General features: G+C 55.8%; 15 protein-coding genes and 1 pseudogene. 12 read left to right on the forward strand and 4 right to left on the reverse strand.

All coding sequences use genetic code 11. The annotated features are described in order from the left end of the window. The 12 genes and pseudogenes from rfbA (at nucleotide 1) to QF043_RS06740 (ending at nucleotide 13714) form a co-directional block, all read left to right on the forward strand. Complete coding sequence (gene rfbA / locus QF043_RS06685; RefSeq protein ID WP_305454834.1) at nucleotides 1-885, forward strand: glucose-1-phosphate thymidylyltransferase RfbA; 885 nt, start codon at nucleotides 1-3, stop codon at nucleotides 883-885. Then, nucleotides 885-1431: pseudogene (rfbC, locus tag QF043_RS06690) on the forward strand (dTDP-4-dehydrorhamnose 3,5-epimerase). The gene rfbA and the pseudogene rfbC overlap by 1 nt, the downstream one beginning before the upstream one ends. Then, complete coding sequence (locus QF043_RS06695; RefSeq protein WP_058422494.1) at nucleotides 1431-2249, forward strand: ABC transporter permease; 819 nt, start codon at nucleotides 1431-1433, stop codon at nucleotides 2247-2249. Before rfbC ends, QF043_RS06695 begins: the two are co-directional and overlap by 1 nt. Further along, the gene (locus tag QF043_RS06700) at nucleotides 2239-3615 is read left to right on the forward strand and encodes an ABC transporter ATP-binding protein (RefSeq protein WP_307417917.1); all 1377 of its coding nucleotides are present in this window, start codon (nucleotides 2239-2241) and stop codon (nucleotides 3613-3615) included. The genes QF043_RS06695 and QF043_RS06700 overlap by 11 nt, the downstream gene beginning before the upstream one ends. After that, complete coding sequence (locus QF043_RS06705; RefSeq protein WP_307417918.1) at nucleotides 3612-5492, forward strand: sulfotransferase; 1881 nt, start codon at nucleotides 3612-3614, stop codon at nucleotides 5490-5492. Before QF043_RS06700 ends, QF043_RS06705 begins: the two co-directional genes overlap by 4 nt. 29 nt (nucleotides 5493-5521) lie before the next feature. Next, nucleotides 5522-6601: a DegT/DnrJ/EryC1/StrS aminotransferase family protein gene (locus QF043_RS06710; protein ID WP_058422497.1), complete on the forward strand. Its 1080-nt coding sequence runs from the start codon at nucleotides 5522-5524 to the stop codon at nucleotides 6599-6601. Nucleotides 6602-6633: 32 nt separating this feature from the next. Then, the gene (locus tag QF043_RS06715; RefSeq protein ID WP_307417919.1) at nucleotides 6634-9288 is read left to right on the forward strand and encodes a glycosyltransferase; all 2655 of its coding nucleotides are present in this window, start codon (nucleotides 6634-6636) and stop codon (nucleotides 9286-9288) included. Continuing rightward, entirely contained in the window at nucleotides 9278-10456 is a 1179-nt protein-coding gene (locus QF043_RS06720; protein WP_307417920.1) for a glycosyltransferase, read from the forward strand. Before QF043_RS06715 ends, QF043_RS06720 begins: the two co-directional genes overlap by 11 nt. Before the next feature lie 82 nt (nucleotides 10457-10538). Continuing rightward, nucleotides 10539-11195, forward strand: a complete 657-nt coding sequence (locus QF043_RS06725; protein ID WP_305454819.1) for an acetyltransferase — start codon at nucleotides 10539-10541, stop codon at nucleotides 11193-11195. Next, the gene (locus QF043_RS06730; RefSeq protein ID WP_307417923.1) at nucleotides 11195-12160 is read left to right on the forward strand and encodes a glycosyltransferase; all 966 of its coding nucleotides are present in this window, start codon (nucleotides 11195-11197) and stop codon (nucleotides 12158-12160) included. Before QF043_RS06725 ends, QF043_RS06730 begins: the two co-directional genes overlap by 1 nt. Next, nucleotides 12157-13230 (forward strand): glycosyltransferase, encoded by a 1074-nt coding sequence (locus tag QF043_RS06735; RefSeq protein ID WP_307417924.1) that lies wholly within the window; start codon nucleotides 12157-12159, stop codon nucleotides 13228-13230. Before QF043_RS06730 ends, QF043_RS06735 begins: the two co-directional genes overlap by 4 nt. Nucleotides 13231-13264: 34 nt before the next feature. Continuing rightward, a complete protein-coding gene (locus tag QF043_RS06740; protein ID WP_058422503.1) occupies nucleotides 13265-13714 on the forward strand; it encodes a hypothetical protein in 450 nt (149 codons plus the stop codon). A 144-nt stretch (nucleotides 13715-13858) separates the two neighbouring features. Here QF043_RS06740 and cysN read toward each other — a convergent pair whose 3' ends face one another. The 4 genes from cysN to QF043_RS06760 form a co-directional block, all read right to left on the reverse strand. Next, nucleotides 13859-15745, reverse strand: a complete 1887-nt coding sequence (gene cysN / locus QF043_RS06745) for a sulfate adenylyltransferase subunit CysN (RefSeq protein WP_307417925.1) — start codon at nucleotides 15743-15745, stop codon at nucleotides 13859-13861. Then, on the reverse strand, nucleotides 15745-17283 hold the full coding sequence (gene cysD, locus QF043_RS06750) for a sulfate adenylyltransferase subunit CysD (protein ID WP_307417926.1): 1539 nt from the start codon (nucleotides 17281-17283) through the stop codon (nucleotides 15745-15747). The genes cysN and cysD overlap by 1 nt, the downstream gene beginning before the upstream one ends. A 100-nt stretch (nucleotides 17284-17383) precedes the next feature. Further along, the gene (locus QF043_RS06755) at nucleotides 17384-18277 is read right to left on the reverse strand and encodes a DMT family transporter (protein WP_307417927.1); all 894 of its coding nucleotides are present in this window, start codon (nucleotides 18275-18277) and stop codon (nucleotides 17384-17386) included. 64 nt (nucleotides 18278-18341) lie between these two features. Continuing rightward, complete coding sequence (locus tag QF043_RS06760) at nucleotides 18342-19967, reverse strand: methyl-accepting chemotaxis protein (RefSeq protein ID WP_307417928.1); 1626 nt, start codon at nucleotides 19965-19967, stop codon at nucleotides 18342-18344. Nucleotides 19968-20235 lie beyond the last annotated feature (268 nt).

A 20235-nucleotide genomic window follows, 5' to 3' on the forward strand; every position in this document is an offset into this window, starting at 1 on the left:
ATGCAAAAACGTAAAGGCATTATTTTGGCCGGCGGTTCAGGCACCCGTCTGCATCCTGCGACCCTGGCGATTTCCAAGCAATTGCTGCCGGTCTACGACAAGCCGATGATCTACTATCCGCTGACCACGCTGATGCTGGCGGGGATTCGCGACATCCTGATCATCTCCACGCCGCAGGACACCCCGCGCTTCGAGCAACTGCTGGGTGACGGCAGCAACTGGGGCTTGAATATTTCCTACGCGGTGCAGGCCTCCCCGGATGGCCTGGCGCAGGCGTTCATCATCGGCGAAGACTTTATCGGCAACGACCTGTCGGCGCTGGTGCTGGGTGACAACATTTACCACGGCCACCACTTCAACCAATTGCTTTCCAGTGCCATGACGCGCGAAGAGGGTGCCAGCGTATTTGCCTACCACGTCAACGACCCGGAGCGTTACGGCGTTGTCGAGTTCGATGCCCAGGGCAAGGCCATCAGCCTGGAAGAGAAGCCGCTCAAGCCCAAGTCGAACTACGCGGTAACCGGCCTGTACTTCTATGACCGCGACGTGGTCGAGATTGCCAAGAGCATCAAGCCGTCGCCGCGTGGCGAGCTGGAAATCACCGACCTGAACCGCATCTACATGGAGCGCGGCAAGCTGTCGGTCGAGATCATGGGTCGCGGTTACGCGTGGCTGGACACCGGCACTCACGATTCCCTGCTCGAAGCCAGCAGCTTCATTGCCACCCTGGAGCACCGTCAGGGCCTGAAAGTAGCCTGCCCTGAAGAGATCGCCTTCCGTCAGAACTGGATCGATGCCGAGCAACTGGAGCGCCTGGCCGCACCGTTGCTCAAAAATGGTTATGGCCAATACCTGAAACGTCTGCTGACCGAGAAGATTTATTAATGAAGCACACAGAGCTAGCGATATCAGACGTCGTTCTAATCGAGCCCAGAGTGTTCGGCGACGAGCGTGGGTTCTTTTTTGAGAGTTTCAATCAAGAGCAGTTTGAGAGCGCCATCGGCCGCTCGGTCAAGTTTGTTCAAGATAATCACTCTCGCTCTGTGAGAAACGTATTGCGTGGTCTTCATTACCAAGTCCGTCAGCCGCAAGGTAAGTTGGTGCGTGTTGGTGTCGGGCGAGATCTTTGATGTGGCTGTCGATATCCGCAAAGGCTCCCCGACGTTCGGGCAGTGGGTGGGTGAAGTGCTGAGCGCCGAAAACAAACGCCAGCTATGGATTCCGGAAGGTTTTGCCCACGGGTTTGTGGTGCTGAGCGAGTCTGCGGAGCTGCTTTACAAGAGCACGGATTACTACGCTCCGACTCATGAGCGTTGCATTGCTTGGGATGATCCGAGCTTGGCAATCGAGTGGCCGATCGACGGCACCCCGACACTTTCGGAAAAAGACACCAAAGGGCAGTTGCTCTCGGCTGCCGAGGTGTTTGACTGATGCAGAATTTTTCTGTGTCTCCCCGGGAGATGGTGGGGAGCCTCTGGCGCAACCGTCAATTGATCCGGACCCTGATTCAGCGCGATGTGTTAGGGCGCTATCGGGGTTCGATCATGGGCGTGCTCTGGTCGTTCATCACGCCAATCCTGATGTTGGCGGTCTACACCTTTGTCTTCAGCGTGGTCTTCAAGGCCCGCTGGAGCTCGGGCAGTACTTCGATGTCGGAATTCGGCATGGTCCTGTTTGTGGGTTTGATCGTCTTCAATATTTTTGCCGAATGCATCAACAAAGGCCCGGCGCTCATTCTGGCGAACGTCAACTACGTCAAGAAAGTGGTGTTTCCGCTTGAGGTGCTGCCCTGGGTGTCGTTGGGCTGCGCACTGTTCCATGCCGCCGTGAGTGTGCTGGTGTGGCTGACGGCCTATGTGTTCCTGTTCGGTGTGCCGCATTTGACCGTGCTGTTGCTGCCAATCGTCGTGCTGCCGTTGCTGTTTCTGATCATGGGTCTGACCTGGTTCCTGGCCTCTTTGGGGGTCTATCTGCGCGATGTCACGCAGTTCGTCGCCATCCTGACCACCGTGACCATGTTTCTGTCACCGATCTTTTATCCGGCAAGTGCGCTGCCAGAGCGGTTTCAGATCCTGCTGCTGCTCAACCCTCTGACCTCCGTGGTAGAAGGCGGGCGCGACGTGCTGTTCTGGGGTGTGGTGCCTGATCTGCAGTTCCTTGCCATTTACTTTGTCAGCTCCCTCTTTATTGCTTGGCTGGGTTTTGCTTGGTTCCAGAAAACTCGCAAAGGGTTTGCAGATGTCCTCTGATAACGCGATCACCGTACAAAATCTTAGCAAGTGCTATCAGATTTACGCTAAGCCCCATGACCGTTTGAAGCAGTCGCTCTACCCCCGTCTTCAAGGGGCTTTCGGTCTGCAGAGAAAGCAGTATTTCAACGAGTTCTGGTCGTTGCGGGACGTGTCTTTCGAGATCAAAAAGGGCGAGACGGTAGGCATCATCGGCCGCAACGGCAGTGGTAAGTCCACGCTGTTGCAGGTGATTTGCGGAACGCTCAGCCAGACGGCGGGATCCATTCAGACCAATGGCCGCATCGCAGCCTTGCTGGAGCTCGGCTCCGGGTTCAACCCGGAGTTCACCGGGCGCGAAAACGTCTATATGAACGGCGCGATCCTGGGGCTTAGCCGTCAGGAAATCGAAGACCGTTTTGATGAAATTGCGGCCTTTGCCGACATTGGTGCGTTCCTTGAACAGCCGGTAAAAACCTACTCCAGCGGCATGTTCGTGCGGCTGGCCTTTGCCTGCAACATCATGTCTGACCCTGAAATCATGATTGTCGACGAAGCGCTTTCCGTCGGTGATATGAATTTCCAGGCCAAGTGCATGACCGCGCTGACGCAGATCAAAGAGCGTGGGGCCACCATTCTGTTTGTGAGCCACGATGTGGGCACGGTTAAAAGCCTGTGTTCGCGCTGCGTGTACCTGGACGGCGGTAAAGTGGTTGCCGTGGGGCCATCGGCCGATGTGACCGAGTTGTATGTTCGCTCGATGCGCGAGGAAATGAACGCGGAACACCGCAAGTTTGCGCGCGTGTCCAAGTCGTTTGCTGAATCGACTGAGGGGACTGAGGGGGCCCAGGCGGTTGAGCCGCCGCTAGGGCTGCCAATGGTTGAGCAGAAGGCCTTCCAGATCGACCACGCGTTCGAAGCACGCGTCGCTCAGTTCCGCTACGGTACGGGCGAGGTCAAGGCCCGCGCTGTCGAATTGCTGGATATGGACGATGAGCCCACGACCTTTCTGGATTTCAACCAGCAGGTCAAGATCAGGGTAAATTTCGAGGCTTACGCCGAGAAATCCATTACCTTGAATGTCAGTGTCTTTGACGAAAAGAAAAACAACATTACCGGCTGTGGGTTCCAGCATGTTGATCAGCCTTACCTGCTGACCAAGCCGGGCAGCAAATACGTCGCTGAATATGTGTTCACGATGCCTTTGCAGGAAGGCTATTACTCGTTGCGGATCAACATTTCTTCGCCGATTGTGGATAACGAATCGGCAGAGTTCATTGACTTGATCAATGATGCCGTGGTCTTCCGCGTTGCGCGTTGGGAGAAGGCCCGGGTGTGGTCCCAAGTCCATCAGTTCGCAGAGTTGAGGCTTGAGGAACTGCAGTGAGCGAGAAAATCAAACAGGCCTTTATCATCGGCACCGGGCGCTGCGGCACCACCTGGCTGGCCCAGATGCTGAACAGCAACCCGGCGCTGTGCGTGCCGCCGGAAATCCAGTTGCTGTTCGAATACTCCGGCAACGGCAACCGGCTGTATGAAGAGTACCTGCTCGCCAAGAAGCAGGGGCTCGGCAGCGATCAATTGATCTCGATCATTGAGCGCGGCTGCCCGCATAACCTTGATCAGTTTTTTGACTACCCCGGCTTCTGCCGTCAAGGCACGACACCCAAGCGCTCACTGCGCGAGTTTGTCACCGCCTTTTACGCGGCCGTCGCTCGAAGCCACGGTAAACGCTGGCTTATCGAGCAGACGCCGTGGTACGGGCAACGCCTGGATTTAGTCACAAGTTTGTTTCCCACTGCAAAGTTCATTCATGTTGTCCGTGATGGGCGTGATGTCGCACTGTCGTTTTCGCGGACTACCTGGTGGCACCGCTCGGCGCGTTTGAACCTTTCAAGGTGGCAGCGGGAAATCAAGAAAATCGCGTTGGATGCGCAATTCTTCGTGAAACCTTCGAATTACCTCGAAGTTAAATATGAAAGCCTGGTGTCGGATACGACAGCAGAGCTGAAAAGAATTTGCACATTCCTCGGCGTCGACTTTGACCCGACGATGCTGGACCCTCAGGGGTTCATTGATTACGACCAGTTCTGCAAGTTCGATATGGGGCAAGTATCGTCCCAGGCCTATTCGGCATGGCGTAAACAAAAGACCAAAACCGTGTTTTCGGACAACGTTGAAGCCTGGCGCAAAAATGACAGTGCTTTTGACAAGAGCCTGCCGCCAGAGATCGCCCATTGGTTGTCTCGTTACGGTTACCCGGTCGGTGGTCCAGATGAAGAGGGGCCGGAGAACTTCCACCTGCGTGAGTACAGCCTCAATGCGCTGGAGCAGGACAATCAGGAAAAGTCCCAGCATATTCAAAAGCTTGAGCAAACGGTGGCTGATTACGCTCAGCATATCGGCAATGCCAGCCTGGTCGAGAAGGACTGGGCTGCTCGCGGTGAGTTGCTGGAGCATCTGGGCAGTACCATTCATCGCCTGGAACAGGACAATGCCGAGCGTCTGGAGACGATTTACGCCTTGGAAAGGACGCTCGCCGGCCACACCGAGCACGCGGCGTTTATCAAAGATGAGTGGCAAGCCCGCGGCAACTTGATAGACGAGTTGGGTGAAAAATTCCACTCGCTGGAGCAGGAGTATGCAACCGGCGCTGAATTGAACGAGACACTGCAGCAAACACTTGCCGCCCAGGCTGAGCAAGTAGAAGCTATGCAGCACAGCCGGGAGGCTCAGGAACACGAGCTGAGCGAGCTTAGGCAGACGATCGACGGTTTGAAGCAAGAAATTGATAACCGTACACATCAGGTACTGCAGGTTGAGCAGGCCCTGGCTGCTCATGCAGAGCAGCGGGTGATACTTGAGCAAGCGTTGCAGGCACGTGAACGCTTGCTTGAGCAGGCAGGCGAAGCCAATGAGGCTTTGAAAAAAGACAGTGCAGATCGTGGCGAGCGCATCAATGTGCTTGAACAATCGCTGGCCGAACAGAGACAACAGTCTGAAGTTGCGGAAAAACACCTCGCTACCCGAGAGCGTTTGATTCAACAACTGACTGCTTCTGTTGACGCGTTGAATTCAACGAGCACGCAACAGGCGGAAAAAATCGAACAACTGATGTTCGATGCTGTTGTCAGTGCTAATACGAATTCCCAACTCGTTCAGGAAATCACCGATCAAAAACTATTGATCGAGGATTTGGAAGGCCGTCTTAATGAATTTGAGAGTTCGTGGTATGGAATCCTAAGAAAACGTCTCTCTAAATGAGATGTTATTAATTTTCGCTTGAGAACTTCATGAATATTACAGTCACCAAACCCTTTATGCCGCCGTACGCCGACTATCAGAGCTATCTGGCAGGCATATGGTCTCGCGAGTGGTTAACGAACAACGGCCCTTTGCTGAACGAGCTGGAAATCAAGCTCAAAGAATGCCTGTCGGTTGATAATCTGCTGTTTTTGAGCAATGGCACCGTCGCGCTGCAGATTGCAATCCGTGCGCTTGAACTTCAAGGCGAAATCATCACTACGCCGTTCAGTTATGTTGCGACCACTTCCAGCATTGTCTGGGAGCATTGCGAGCCGGTCATGGTCGATATCTGCCGGGACACGCTGAACATCGACGTGACCCTGATCGAACAGGCCATTACCGAAAAGACCACAGCGATCCTTGCCACGCATGTGTTTGGTAACCCGTGTGACGTCGAAGCGATTGCGGTTATTGCCAAAAAGCATAACTTGAAAGTGATCTACGATGCGGCGCACGCTTTTGGTACACAGCACAAAGGCAAATCCTTGCTGGCCTACGGTGACGTGTCGACGTGCAGTTTCCACTCCACCAAGCTCTTCCATACAGTGGAAGGCGGTGCCGTCATCAGCCCGCACGCAGACGTCTCCAAGCGCATGGCCATGATGCGAAACTTCGGCCACTCCTCGGCGACTGATTTCGGCGATGTGGGTATCAACGGCAAGAACTCCGAGTTTCATGCGGCGATGGGCCTGTGCAACATCAAGCATGTCCCCGATATCTTGAAGGTGCGCCGCCAACTGTGTGAGCGTTATGTGCAAAACCTGGAAGGGCTGCCTGTCACTTTCCAGAAGATCCTGCCGAAGACTGAATATAACCACGCGTATTTCCCGGTGGTGTTTCAAAGCGAAGCGGTGCTCTTGAAACTGGTTGAATTTCTCAACCTGAACAGCATTTACCCGCGTCGTTACTTCTACCCGTCGCTGACAAAACTGCCGTATGTACACGGGCAGAGCGCCAGCGTCGCAGAAGATATTTCTCGCAGAATTCTTTGCTTGCCGCTGTATCACACCCTTTCTTTGGAAGAGGTGGACATGATCTGCCGGCTGGTAAAACAAGACCTGTCGTGACCGGCAGTTTTGTATAAATAGGGACATTTGAAATGGCTGTCAATACTAGTGAATACGCAGGCGGGGACACGAACGTGAGTGGTACTGAAGTCTTTAAACGTGATTATTTCAGCGACGAGGATAAGCTCGGTTTGCTGAATTTTCTCATGCAGGAGTTCGGTCTCGAGCAGCCACTCGTGTTGAAAGGGGCCGACGCTGCGGTGTCGGCCCGGTTCATTGCCAAGCAGTATTCACTTCGCGGCAAAAAAATCGACCTGCTGTTGCTGGATGCCGTCCTCGTGCAGCAGGCTGACGCCTCGGTGGCCAAGCTCTTCGAACTGCTGTCGGGCAGAGGGCTTGTCTGTGTTGAGTCCAAAGGCGCCGCGCCTGAAGTGCTGAACAGCCTGCAGCAGGCATTTGAGCCGATTCTGACCACGCCCGGTTTTTCGATCTTCGCGAAACAGGAAGGTGAGCGTTCCGTTCGCAGTGCGCGCTATCAAGTTGATCTGTTTCTCAGAAAGCTGCATTTTCAGAAAAGCTGCTTGATTGCCAAAGGCCCTGAGCACCTGCCGTTGGTGACCGTGGTGGTCCTGACTTACAAGCATGAAGCTTACATTGCAGAGTGCATCAACTCGGTACTGCGCCAGAAAGGCGCGTTCCGTATGCGCATTATCGTGATTGACGATGTGTCGCCGGATAACACTGCCCAGGTGGTTCGTTCCACCATCGAGAACCAGCAAAACGACCGTATCTCCATTGAGTTCCATGCCAACACCAAGAACGTTGGCGTTGTAGCGAACCTGGCGACCTCGGTGAACCTGGCCAAGGGCTGTGACTACCTGACGTTCTGTGAAGGCGACGATTTCTGGACCTCAGACACGCGTATTCAACAGCATATTGATTTCCTGGCGAAGCACCCGGAATCGGTCATGTCGTTCAACTCGATCGAGCTGTGTGTGTCTGATGGCTCTTCGCGCGAGATTTTTTCGGAACACAAGCAGCTGGCGAGTGACACGATCAGCGGCCTGGAACTGGCCGAAAACAATGTCATCGGCAACTTTACCGCGTGCTTCTATCGCGGCCCGATTCTGGACGTTATCCCTGCAGAAATATTTGATATTTATACAGTGGATTGGTTCTTCAATACGTACTGCGCGCAGTTTGGCAGTATTGCGCACCTCAAGCAGCCGCTGTCGGTTTACCGTCAGCATATCGGTGGCGAGTGGAGTGCGCGTAAAGAACTGGACAAGGCCACTGCGCTGCTCGGCCTGATCGATGAATACAACGCCTTTATCGACTTCAACTACAACGAAGGCTACCAGAAGTACAACTGGAAGCTGTATGCGTGGGTAAACGGCAACTACTCCGACAGCTTTGAAAAGCTTGACTTGATTGTTGTCGATGATGTGTTCCCCTCGCGTCGTAGCGGTTTCCGCCATGTCGAGTTCACCGCCTACTTGAAGGCGTTCAAGCGTTCGCTGGTACTGACCACCGGCGCTACCTTGCACGTGCTTGAAAACGCGTCGATCAACAGCGTGGTTCGCGATTACCAGCACAGCTACCCGGAGCTGGGCAATCGGGTCATGGTCGCGGATGAGTCGTTCCCATTGACCATCGGCAAGGTGCTGTACGCCAACTTCATCTCCAACGCTTTTTCGTTGTTGCCGCATGCTGAAGCGCTGAATATTCCGTTCGTCTTCACCCTGTATCCGGGCGCCGGTTTTGCCCTGAACAGCATCGAATGTGACAAGAAGCTCAAGCGCATCTTTGATTCGCCTTGCTTCCAGAAAGTCATCGTTACCCAGCAAGTGATTTATAACTACATCACTGAAAAGCACCTGTGCCCGGCTGACAAGATCGAGATGATTTTCGGCGTGGTGATGCCTGAACCCGTCGGCGAGCGACCGCGCCTGGAGAAAAACCGTTGGGGGTTCGGCAAGGAGCGTCTGGACATCTGCTTCATGGCGCATAAATACACGACCTACGGTGAAGACAAGGGTTACGACGTCTTTATCAACACGGCGAGTATTCTGTGCCAGCGCTATGACAACATCTTCTTCCACGTGGTCGGCCCGTTTAACAAGACGGTCATCGACGTCAGCTTGTTCAGTGACCGGATCAAGTTCCATGGCTCGCTGAACCCGGATGAGTTTGATGGCTTCTTCCAGGACATGGACATCATCATGTCGCCGAACATCAGCGGCAAAATCTTCCCCGGCTCTTTCGATGGTTTCCCAACGGCCAGCTGCACTGAAGCTGCGCTGCGCGGTACCGCGATTTTCGCCTTTGACGAGTTCAACTCCGCCAAGGGGCGGTTCACCGACGGCGAAGATATCGTACTGATCAAGTACGACCTGTGGGATATCGTTGGGCTGGTTGAGAAGTACCATGCCGATCCTGCCGCCTTGAAAGCGGTCGGCGAGGCGGGCATCGACCGTGTCCGTGCGCTTTACAGCTATGACGCACAGCTTGCCCCGCGCATCGAAATACTGCGTGAGGTCATTCGCAATCCGGTGATTTCGTCGGTGAGTGTCGACCCGTTGCCGCTGGGCATGCAAAACGTCGTGCCGGCGAACGAGGGTGTGCAGCAAGTGGCTTCCTTACCGGTAGCGTCGGCCCCCCGTGGCAGATTGGGTACGCTGCGCAAGTACTGCCCTGAACCGCTCAAAAAAGTGTATCGCCTTTGGAAGGCTCGCCATGTCTCTTAAGCAAGTGGATGCAGTACCGGGCGCTGACGAGATGCCATTGGTCAGCGTTGTGGTGCCGTCTTATAACCACGCAAAACATATCAGCAAGGCCATCGACAGTGTCCTGGGCCAGAGCTTTTCGAACTTTGAATTGCTGATCTCCGATGATTGCTCGCCGGACAATAGCTGGGAAGTGATTTCCAGCTTCACGGATCCGCGTATTCGCACGTTCCGGCAGGAACGAAACCTCGGGCCTGTGGGGAACCTGGTGTTCCTGATCCAGCAGGCACGCGGTCGGTATGTAGCGCTGCTCAATTCCGATGATGCCTGGTACCCGTCCAAGCTCAGCAAGCAGGTTGCGATCCTGGACGCTCAGCCTGAGTTGGGCGCGTGCTTTACCTGGGCCGACCTGGTGGACGGCACGGGGCAGGAGATTTCCGGCCCTGAGGCGATCTGGAACGATGTCTTCAGGCAGCCTAACCGCACGCAGGGTGAGTGGCTCAAGCACTTCTTCTTGAAGGGCAACTGTATTTGCCACCCAAGCATGCTGGCGCGCAAGGAAGTGTTCGAGACCCTCGGCTATTACAACCCTGGGTTAAGGCAGCTGCCGGACTTCGATATGTGGATTCGGCTGGTTAAACAGTTCCCGATTCATGTGATCCAGGAGAACCTGGTTGCGCATCTTCGCGATGGCAACAATACCAGTGCAGTGTCGCCGGAAAACTCGGCGCGAAACTTGACCGAACTGGTCGAGATATTTGCCTCCTTCTTCGAGTCGCTGCCGGATCACGTCTTTATCGACGGGTTTTCTGAATACTTTCGCCTCAAAGGTGTGTCGCTGACCCCGGCCAGACTGGAAGCCGAGAAGTTCTTTCTGCTGTTGGACAGCGCATTCGTTCAAGCATCGGGCAAAGCCGCGGCCTTGTCCTTGTTTATCAAACGGTGTGCGGACCCGGAGTTCGAGCGTGTGCTGCGCGATGAGTACATGTTCTCGGTGTTTGATTTCTACCGCATAACCGGACAAACCGGGTTCGGGCATTTCCTGATGGCTGCCCATCATGCTGCTGCCCCAGCGCCGGCTTCGGTAGGCGGGACACTTGCAAGCCCGTCGGGTCAGAGCCGTGTTATCTACTTTTTAAAGCGGGTAGTGCGCCGTTTGCGCAGAGAATTACAGCGTATCAGTGCGTAGGCCAGCGGGTTGAAGGTGGACTGGCAGGAGGGTGCATCGGCACGTTCCTGTCGAAACAGCGAATAATCGTTCAGAGAGCATTATGAAAACATTTTTTGGTCTTATTGGTGCAGGCGGGCATGGCAGGGAAGTCATGCCGATGCTGCGATCAATGATCAAGGGCACGCCCGCCGAATTGAACGCTGAATTGTTATTCGTTGTGGAAAATTTAGAGGCGCCAACCCAGATCAATGGGTACCGGGCGATCAGTCTGGAGGCCTTCTTCGCGCTCGAGGGGGTCAAGCGATTCAACATCGCGATTGGCAACTCCGAGGCTCGTCAGCGGATTGCTGACGCGTGTCTGGCGAACGATATACAGCCGTTCTCATTAATTGCCGGCAGTGCAATCTTGTTGGACAGCAATGAGATCGGTGAAGGGGTGATGATCTCCGAGCAAACGATCATTACTTCGAATGTAAAGATTGGTCGTTTTTTTCAGGCCAACAACCAGTGCAACATTTCCCATGACTGTGTGATTGGCGATTTTGTCACGTTCGGGCCGGGCGTGAAGTGCAACGGCAATGTCACAATTGGTGATCATGCTTACGTAGGCGCCGGTGCACTGATCAAACAAGGCAGGCATGGGGCTCCCTTGAAGATTGGAGCGGGAGCGGTTGTGGGCATGGGCGCGGTTGTGGTCAAAGACGTTGAACCCTACACCACGGTAGTGGGTAACCCGGCCCGGCTGTTGGTGAAGTAATGTCAGACGCAAGTTCGCGCTTCGAATTATCGGTGCTGCTGGTTACCTATAATCATGAGCGGTATATCGAGCGGGCGCTGGATTCGCTGTTCAGCCAGGACTTCTGCGGCGCTATTGAACTGGTTATCGCGGACGATGCTTCATCGGATTCGACGTTGGCCTGTGTCCAGCGTTATGAGGGGCGCGACGCGCGGTTTACCTTCAAGTACCTGGCGCCGTCGGCTAACCTTGGGATTACCAGGAATTATCAGCGCGGTTTTTCGGCGTGCTCCGCTACCTATGTGGCGGTGCTCGAAGGTGATGATTACTGGAGCAGCCCGTATAAGTTGACGCGCCAGGCCCGGTTTCTTGATGCACATGGGGAATGTGGCCTGTGCTCGGTCAATTACTTCGTTTTTAATGAAGAGGACGCCAGCTTCGTCAGCCGGGTCGAGCGCGGCGACGGTTATCGGTTGTTAAGTGCGCGTGATCTGATTGCGGACAACCTGGTCGGTAACTTTTCGACCTGTCTGTATAGAAAGTCCGCCTTGGACGCACTGCCGCAAGCATTGTTCGATATCAAGTCGTATGACTGGATCGTCAATATTTGCGTGGCCAGAAGCAGCCTGATCGGGTTTATCGAAGAGCCGATGTCGGTGTATCGCGTGCATTCAGGCGGGGCGTGGTCCCACGTCGCCCATGCCGGGCAATTGGAGCTGCAACTGAGCTTGATTCCCGCTTATGACCAACTGACCCATCAGCTGTTTCATACCAGCTTTGTCAAACTGCAGCGCCATTTGCGCAAGGCGATTGTGATGTCGCGACGTGGCCATTCACTGGGTACCGTTGCGCGTGCGGTTGCCTGGTGTGCAGCCAACGTTGAGCAGTTCCTGCCGCCTGTTGTGGTCATGCTGTTCAACGCCTTGACGCCGCCAGTGGTTAAAAAAGTCTTCCTGAGACTCATCCGCCGCGGTGGAGGTGTATGAGCGGGCCTCTGATCAGCGTGATAATGGCAACCTTCAATCACGCTGAATACGTGAAAGAAGCGATTGCCAGTGTATTGAAGCAGCGCGGGGTCGAACTGGAATTCTTGATTGCCGACGACGGTTCCACCGATGGCACTCCTAAGGTCGTCGAGTCGATTGTCGACCCTAGAATCCGTTTTTTCCCCTATGAAGAAAATCGCGGCGCCTGCGCGGTAACCAATGAGTTGATTGCGCGTTCGCAGGGGCAATACATCGCGCTGATCAACTCGGATGATGCCTGGTGTGATGACGACAAGCTGATCTATCAACTGCAGATATTGCTTGAGAACCCTCAGTTAGGGGCAACCTTTGGCCGTGCCCGTTTCATTGACAAGCGTGGCGAAGTCATCAGCAAGGGGCGTTTGACCTTTGGATCGGTATTTGATCAGCCGAACCGTTCCCAGGGCGAGTGGTTGCGCTTTTTCTTCGATCGGGGCAACTGCATTTGCCATCCGACCATGCTTATTCGGCGTGAATGTTTTGATCAGGTGGGTGTCTACGATAATAACCTTCGACAGCTGCCTGACTTTGATATGTGGGTCCGACTGGTCAAACGCTTCCCTATTCACATCTCTGAGCGCGAACTGATCAACTTCCGCGTGCTACCAGGGCAAAGCGCCAGCAGTCAAACGGTGGCCAACGCTGTGCGCACGATGAATGAGCATTATTTGATTGCCAGTGGTTTTTTCCAGCACGTCGGAACTCAACATCTCAAGGATGGTTTTTCTGACTTGCTGAGATATCCTGACGTTCCGGGTGACAAGCACTTGGATATCGAGAAAGCACTGCTTTTTTTCGTGCCAAACAGAGCCTTGGGCAAGGCATACGAGATGGTCGGTATTCTCGAACTCAATCGGCTTCTCAGCGCCGATGAGCATCGGGAAGTGCTGGCAAGGGACTACAAGATCGATGCCGGTTGGTATCATCGCAAGATGCAGGAAGTCGATGTGCTGCGCCCGAAATTTCTGGCAGTGATTGGCAATAAAATCGCGGGTTTGAAAAGCCTCTGTTTGAAGCTTTTCAAGTCTTAATTGTTTGAAAATAGTAACTTAAAAAGGAATATTTATGCGTTCTCTCTATCTGCTACCGGCTGTTGCTTTACTGGGTCTTCTTGCTGGCTGCGATGCAGACAAGATGAAAGATGTTGCGGCGAATGATTCGTGCTCGCTGGACAGCCCGGTCAACGGTAGTGAAGTCATGTCCAATGTTCCGTTCGAGCCATGGGGCTGGGCATACAACGCTGTAGCCAGCACCATTCCAAAAGACGTGACGCTGCAGATCATCAACGCCAAGAACGACGTTGTGCTGACTTCGCCGGTTGCACGCGTTCCGCGTCCGGACGTAGCCAAGGCGTTCTCCAAGCCTGACCTGGCGAACTCCGGCTTCGTCGGCAAGATCGACATCAGCAAGCTGGACGCGGGTACCTACTCGATCAAAGTAATCCAGCAGGAAGGCAACTTCCGCTACAACTGCACGTCCCCAACCAAATTCAAGATCCAGGCCAAAAAAGCCTGATTGAATTCGGCTTGAGCTGCACACACAACTCGGCGTTGAGCGGGTTGTGAGCATTCGTCATTAATGGATAGCTGCATTAATGACCGGGAAAAACACCTACCCTGTCGCCAACAAGGTAGGTGTTGCCGTAGGGTGTCACATTGATTACTTGATGATGTCCTGCAGCCGTTCAAGTGCCAATGCGAGGTCGGTATGCGCCGTATCGATTTCAAGCTGCGCTTCGACGGGCGCTTCATAAGGGCTGCCCACCCCTGACAGGTTCGGCAGTTGCCCGGCCCTGGCCTTTTTATACAACCCTTTCACATCCCGCTCTTCACACACTTCAAGGGTTGTACTGACGTACACCTCTACAAACCGCTCCTCACCAATCAGTTCTTTCGCCATTTGCCGCTCTCTCCTGAACGGCGAGATAAAGGCCGTCAAGACGATAAGCCCGGCATCCATCATCAGTTTGGCCACTTCGGCGATACGCCGGATATTTTCCACGCGGTCCGCATCGGTAAAGCCCAGGTCTCTGTTCAGGCCCTGGCGTACGTTATCGCCATCGAGAATATAGGTGCGATAGCCTTGGGCATGCAGTTCCAATTCCAGTGCGTTGGCCAGCGTTGATTTGCCCGACCCCGACAGCCCGGTAAACCAGATGACTTTGCCTGGGTGGCCGTTGAGCTTTTCCCGGTCTTCACGGGTAATCGAAAGGGCCTGCCGGTGCACGTTCTGCGCCCGCCGCAGGCTGTGGTTGATCAGCCCTGCCGCAACGGTTGCGTGGGTAACGCGATCCACCAGAATGAAGCTTCCCAGGGTTCTGGACTGTTGATAGCTGTCAAATACCAAGGGTTTGCTGGTTGCCAGGGTGCAGACACTGATGTCATTCAGGGACAGATGGCGGCTGGCATCACGGGCAAGGGTGTTGGTGTCGATGCGATATTTTATGTTGGTGATTGAAGCCGATGCCCATTGCGTCGCCAGTTTGATGTCGTAGCTGCGGCCGTTGAGCCCCGCGTCTTCGTTCATCCAGATCAGCACGGCTTCAAACTGGTCGGTAACCTCCAGCGGGCTGTGGCTCAGGGACAGTATGTCACCGCGTGAGACGTCGATTTCCTTGCTCAGTGTCAGCGTAACGGCGTCGGTGGCAGTGGCGCACTGGGTGGAGCCGTTCATGCCGATAATGTCGGTGACCGTAGCGGTGTGGCCCGAGAGGCTTGCGCGCACCTCATCGCCGACGCTGACCTGACCTTCTGCCACACAGCCGCTGAACCCTCGAAACGAGGCATCCGGACGATTCACCCATTGCACCGGAAATACCAGGCGCTCGGACGCAGGCGTAGCAATCTCAAGGGTTTCCAGGCAGCCCATCAGGGTCGGGCCGTTGTACCAAGGCGTGTGGGTGGAGCGTTGGGTGATGTTGTCACCCTTGAGCGCGCTGAGAGGGATCGGAATGATCTTCTCGAACCCCAGGCTTTGCGAAAACTCGCGGAACTCCTCGGTAATCTGGCGAAAAACGCCCTCGTCGAACCCGACCAGATCCATCTTGTTCACGGCCACGACCACCTGGCGAATGCCCATCAACGACACCAGGTAGGCGTGCCTGCGGGTTTGCGTCAGCACGCCCTGGCGGGCATCGATCAGGATCACCGCGACATCGGCGGTCGATGCACCCGTGACCATATTGCGTGTGTACTGCTCGTGGCCTGGGGTGTCGGCGACGATGAACTTGCGTTTGGCGGTGGAGAAAAAACGGTAGGCCACGTCAATAGTGATGCCCTGTTCACGCTCGGCGGACAGGCCATCGACCAAGAGTGCAAAGTCGAGATCCTTGCCCTGGGTGCCATGTTTTTTCGAGTCGGCGTGCAGCGCCGCCAGCTGATCGTCGGTGAGTTGCCGTGCATCCCACAGCAAGCGGCCGATCAGTGTGCTTTTGCCATCGTCGACGCTGCCGCAAGTGATGAAACGCAGCAGGTCCTGGTTACCCTGTTGCGCCAGAAAGGCTTCGATCGTTGCATCAGTGGCGAGCGCAGTAGGTTCGAGTGCCATCAGAAATAGCCCTCCTTTTTCTTCTTCTCCATGCTTGACGCGCTGTCACTGTCAATCGCTCGGCCTTGTCGCTCGGAGCGGGTGGAGCCCAGCAATTCAAGGATGACATCGGCGGCGGTGACGGCGTTTGACTCCACCGCGCCGGTCAGTGGGTAGCAGCCCAGGGTGCGAAAACGCACATTGCGCGCTTCAATTTTCTCGTCCGGGAGCAACTTCATGCGTGAATCATTCACCATAAGTGCCACGCCATTACGGATAACGACAGGCCTTTGTTTTGCGAAATAGAGTGGGACCAATGGGATGTTTTCCTGGTGGATGTATTGCCAGATATCGAGTTCTGTCCAGTTGGACAGCGGAAAAACGCGAATGCTCTCGCCAGGATTTTTATGGGTGTTGTAGAGGTTCCATACCTCGGGACGCTGGTTTTTTGGATCCCATTGATGGCTTTTGCTGCGGAAGGAAAACACGCGCTCCTTGGCGCGGGATTTCTCTTCATCGCGGCGTGCGCCACCAAACACCAGGTCAAATTTGTACTTATCCAGGGCTTGCTTGAGGCCTTCGGTCTTGGTCAGGTCGGTGTGCAGCGCCGAGCCGTGGTCAAAGGGGTTGATGTTCTTGCTGATCGCTTCGGGGTTGATATGCACCAGCAGGTCCATGCCGCTTTCACGCGCCATGAAATCGCGGAACATGTACATCTCCTGAAACTTCCAGCGCGTATCGACGTGCAAGAGCGGGAAGGGCGGCACCGAAGGGTAAAAGGCTTTGCGGGCCAGGTGGAGCATGACCGCGCTGTCTTTGCCCATCGAATACAGCATGGCTGGGTTTTCGGATTCGGCCACCGCTTCGCGGATGATTTGCACGCTCTCTGACTCAAGTCGCTTGAGATGAGGCGTGAGCGACTTTGCCGGGGAATGCGGCGTGCGCAATGGGCTTTCGTCGAGTACCGGGGCATAACTGAGCAGCCCGAGTTCGACGCTGGCCGGTGGGCTGACTTGCCTGCACATGGCAGTGAGACGTCCGCTGGGAAACACGACGATGTATTTGCCAATGTGGGTTTGCAAGCGCTGCAGGGCATTGGCCAGGGCCTGGGAATTGAGCGGCACCGGCCCGAGCGGCAGCCAGTAGCGTGCGCCCCTGGCGTCATTGGCGTGCAAACAGTCTTGGCCGTCCGGTGTACGGAACAATTGCGCGAAGATCACCAGCTTGCGCTTGGCCCGCGCCCTTTCTATATCCCAGGCCAGCACGACAGGGGTCGGCGGGCGTCCCCACTCATCTTCAAGGGTGTGCACCGTGAGTTCGGCGGGCAGCAAGCCCAATTCGTGCAGGCGGCGTTCGGCCGTGCGTTTGGTGTCCGCTTGTTCGAGCGCATGAAGGTGTTGATAAGCCGAGTGCGTATCCCATACAACGGGGGCATCCAAGCCGAAAAAGTCTTGATTGGGCATGATGACCTTTGTCGCATTTTGCGATTCTGTCCAATTGTGCTGCGTAAAATACATTATTTGTATTTTTTTGTTATGTGTTTTGTTTGTATTTTGCAAATAGCGACGACATGGTGTGCGAAACCTCCACGTCACCCTGTAAGAATGGCTACGGCCAAAACTTCAAGCGTTTACTGCGTGACCAAATGATGACGGGCGCCTAGCGGGTCGATAATTTCCCTGGTCGCAGCACCAGCCAAAGGGCGCCCGCAATCAACACCCCGCCATACAGATGGGCCATCGACAACGGTTCATCGAGCAGCAACGCGCCCCACAACACGCCAAACGGCGGAATCATAAAGGTCACGGTCATTGACTTCACCGGCCCAATCGACGACAGCAAGCGGAAGTACAGGATGTAGGCAAACGCCGTACACACCAGCCCCAACCCCAGCAATGACGACCACACCTGCCAGCCACCCCAGCTCGCCGGTGGATGGCTGATGGCGCTGTAGGCAAAGAGCGGCAGCAAGAACAGGGTAGCGCCGAGCATGCTGCCCAATGCCGCAAGCCGGCTGTCCAGGCCGCCACGCTGATCGAGCCAGCGCCGCGCAAGGAAACCGGCAAAGCCGTAGCACGTGGTGGCCAGCAGACAGGCCAGTGCGCCCATCAACAGGTCCATATCAAAGGCTACCGGCCCGGCACGGGTCAGGATTCCTACGCCAAACAGGCCCAAACACACACCTGCGATTTTGGAAGGCGTCAGGCGCTCACTGAAGAACAGCCCGCCAATCAACACGCCCATCAACGGCGTGGTGGCGTTGAAGATCGCCGAGTAACCCGCCGGCAGCACCTGGGCGGCCACGGAATACATAGTCGCGGGAATCCCGGAGTTGATCACGCCGAGCAGCAGCACGGTCTTGAACTTGCCCTGGAAGTCCCAGTTCACGCGCATCATCGTTAGGATCACCAGCAACCCGGCGGCGGCGATTGACACGCGAAAAAACGCCGTCGGTACCGTGCCGATTTCCGGCGCAATGATGCGCATGAACAGGAAGCTGGCGCCCCAAATGGCAGCCAGCCCCAACAGGTACAGGGTGTCGACAGGTCTCACGGAACACTCCTACATCAATAAGGCGGCGAGTGTTGCCCAGTGGCCTGCGCGACACAATCGCTAATTACAGGACAAACCGCGTGACCATGCCGTTGAGGTCCACCGCCAGGCGTGATAGCTCCTGGCTGGCCGCCGAGGTCTGGGTGGCACCGGCGGCGGTCTGGGTCGACAGGTCGCGAATGTTCACCAGGCTGCGGTCGACGTCGCGGGCCACCAGCGCCTGTTGCTCGGCGGCGCTGGCGATCACCAGGTTACGTTCACTGATCTGCGAGATGGCTGCGGTGATTTTTTCCAGCGCGCTGCCGGCGCTGTTGGCCCGTTGTAAGGTCTGGCCGGCGTGCTCGGCGCTGCTGTTAAGCGCTTCGACAGTGCCTTGGGTGCCTTGCTGGATGCCGTTGATCATCTGCTCGATTTCCTCGGTGGAGTCCTGGGTGCGTTGTGCCAGCGAGCGTACTTCGTCGGCCACCACTGCAAACCCGCGCCCGGCTTCGCCTGCACGGGCGGCTTCGATGGCGGCATTGAGCGCCAGCAGGTTGGTTTGCCCGGCGATGCCGCGGATCACTTCCAGCACTTTACTGATGTCCTGGGCCTGCACCGCCAGGCCTTCGGCCTTGTTGGACGCACCGAGCACTTCGTCTACCAGGCTCTGGATCGAGCTGATGGTTTCGCTGATCTGGTAATGACCGTGCTTGCTGTCTTCGTCGGAGGCCGTGGACGCCTCGGCGCTGGACACTGCATTGGCCGCTACTTCGTCCACCGCCGCGCTCATCTCGTTGACGGCGGTGGCGGCCTGTTCGATCTCATCGTTCTGCGCTTGCAGGCCACGGGTGCTCTGCTCCATCACCGAACTCATCTCTTCGGCTGCGGACGCCAGTTGCTGGGCCGACTCGCTGATGCCATGAATGGTGGTGCGCAACTGATCCTGCATGGTGGCCAGGGCCGTCAGCAATTGCGCCGGTTCGTCGCTGCCTTTGACCACGATGGGCTGGCTCAGATCACCACCGGCAATGGTGCGCGCCACGGCCAGGGCCTGGCCCAGCGGGGCGGTGATGCTGCGGGTCAGCAGCCAGGCGAGCAACAAGGTCGCGATCAGTGCACACAGGATGATCAGGCCGACCACCCACTGCGCGCGGGTGTACATCTGCGCCGCCGCGTCCGCTGCGGCTTCCACGCCTTTTTGATTGAAGGTAATCATGTCCTCCAGGCTTTTATTCAAGACCGTGCCCTGTGGGCCGATGCGTGTGTTGAGCAGGTCGATGGCGTCTTGCTGCTGGTCCTTGTCGACCAGCGCCATCATCTGGCTGACGATGCTGTTGTAGGTGCTCACATCGCTGTTGAGTTGCTTGAGCATGGCGCGCTCTTCGTCGCCGCTGAGCAGCTCGGTGTGGTGCTCAAGCAGGGTGTTGAGTTCGTTGCGCTGGCGGGCGATCAGGCTTTTGCTGTTGTCGCGGATCCTTGATTCGTCGGTGGTCGCCATGCGCATCGACTCCAGGCGGATGCTGGCGATGCAGGCTGCAGCGTCGTGGATATTCTCGATGCTCGGCATCCACGACTCTTCCATCACCAACGCGCTTTCGCGCAGCTTGGCCATCTGCCCCAGGCCAAACATTCCGACGATCACCAGCATGCTGGCCAACACCCCGAAACTCAGGCTGGCGCGCAGACCGATCGGCATATTCCTCAATGACATCTCAGTGCTCCTTAGGCGATTTGAACCGGTTCCCGGGTCGGTCTTCAGACCTTGTTCGGTTGGGAAAGGGCGCGCTGTATATCAAAGTGCCATCAAGGTAGTAATCGGGGTTTCCCCTAAGCGGTGTCGAGGTTGTTACATCAGTTATGAATTCGCAGGTGGGTACGCTTTGCGCTCGGCGAGGGCAGGGCCACGCAGTTCCAAGCCTGTAGCGGTGAGTGAGGTGACTTTTTGGTGCACTTATTGACCGAGTGGTCTACTTATTAAA

The organism is Pseudomonas sp. W3I7 (genome assembly GCF_030816095.1).
Taxonomy (GTDB): Bacteria; Pseudomonadota; Gammaproteobacteria; order Pseudomonadales; family Pseudomonadaceae; genus Aquipseudomonas; species Aquipseudomonas salomonii.

Coding starts and splice junctions, on each gene's coding strand:
- rfbA (WP_305454834.1), top strand. CDS start 1: ATGCAAAAACGTAAAGGCATTATTTTGGCCGGCGGTTCAGGCACCCGT.
- QF043_RS06695 (WP_058422494.1), top strand. CDS start 1,431: ATGCAGAATTTTTCTGTGTCTCCCCGGGAGATGGTGGGGAGCCTCTGG.
- QF043_RS06700 (WP_307417917.1), top strand. CDS start 2,239: ATGTCCTCTGATAACGCGATCACCGTACAAAATCTTAGCAAGTGCTAT.
- QF043_RS06710 (WP_058422497.1), top strand. CDS start 5,522: ATGAATATTACAGTCACCAAACCCTTTATGCCGCCGTACGCCGACTAT.
- QF043_RS06715 (WP_307417919.1), top strand. CDS start 6,634: ATGGCTGTCAATACTAGTGAATACGCAGGCGGGGACACGAACGTGAGT.
- QF043_RS06720 (WP_307417920.1), top strand. CDS start 9,278: ATGTCTCTTAAGCAAGTGGATGCAGTACCGGGCGCTGACGAGATGCCA.
- QF043_RS06725 (WP_305454819.1), top strand. CDS start 10,539: ATGAAAACATTTTTTGGTCTTATTGGTGCAGGCGGGCATGGCAGGGAA.
- QF043_RS06730 (WP_307417923.1), top strand. CDS start 11,195: ATGTCAGACGCAAGTTCGCGCTTCGAATTATCGGTGCTGCTGGTTACC.
- QF043_RS06735 (WP_307417924.1), top strand. CDS start 12,157: ATGAGCGGGCCTCTGATCAGCGTGATAATGGCAACCTTCAATCACGCT.
- QF043_RS06740 (WP_058422503.1), top strand. CDS start 13,265: ATGCGTTCTCTCTATCTGCTACCGGCTGTTGCTTTACTGGGTCTTCTT.
- cysN (WP_307417925.1), bottom strand. CDS start 15,745: ATGGCACTCGAACCTACTGCGCTCGCCACTGATGCAACGATCGAAGCC.
- QF043_RS06760 (WP_307417928.1), bottom strand. CDS start 19,967: ATGTCATTGAGGAATATGCCGATCGGTCTGCGCGCCAGCCTGAGTTTC.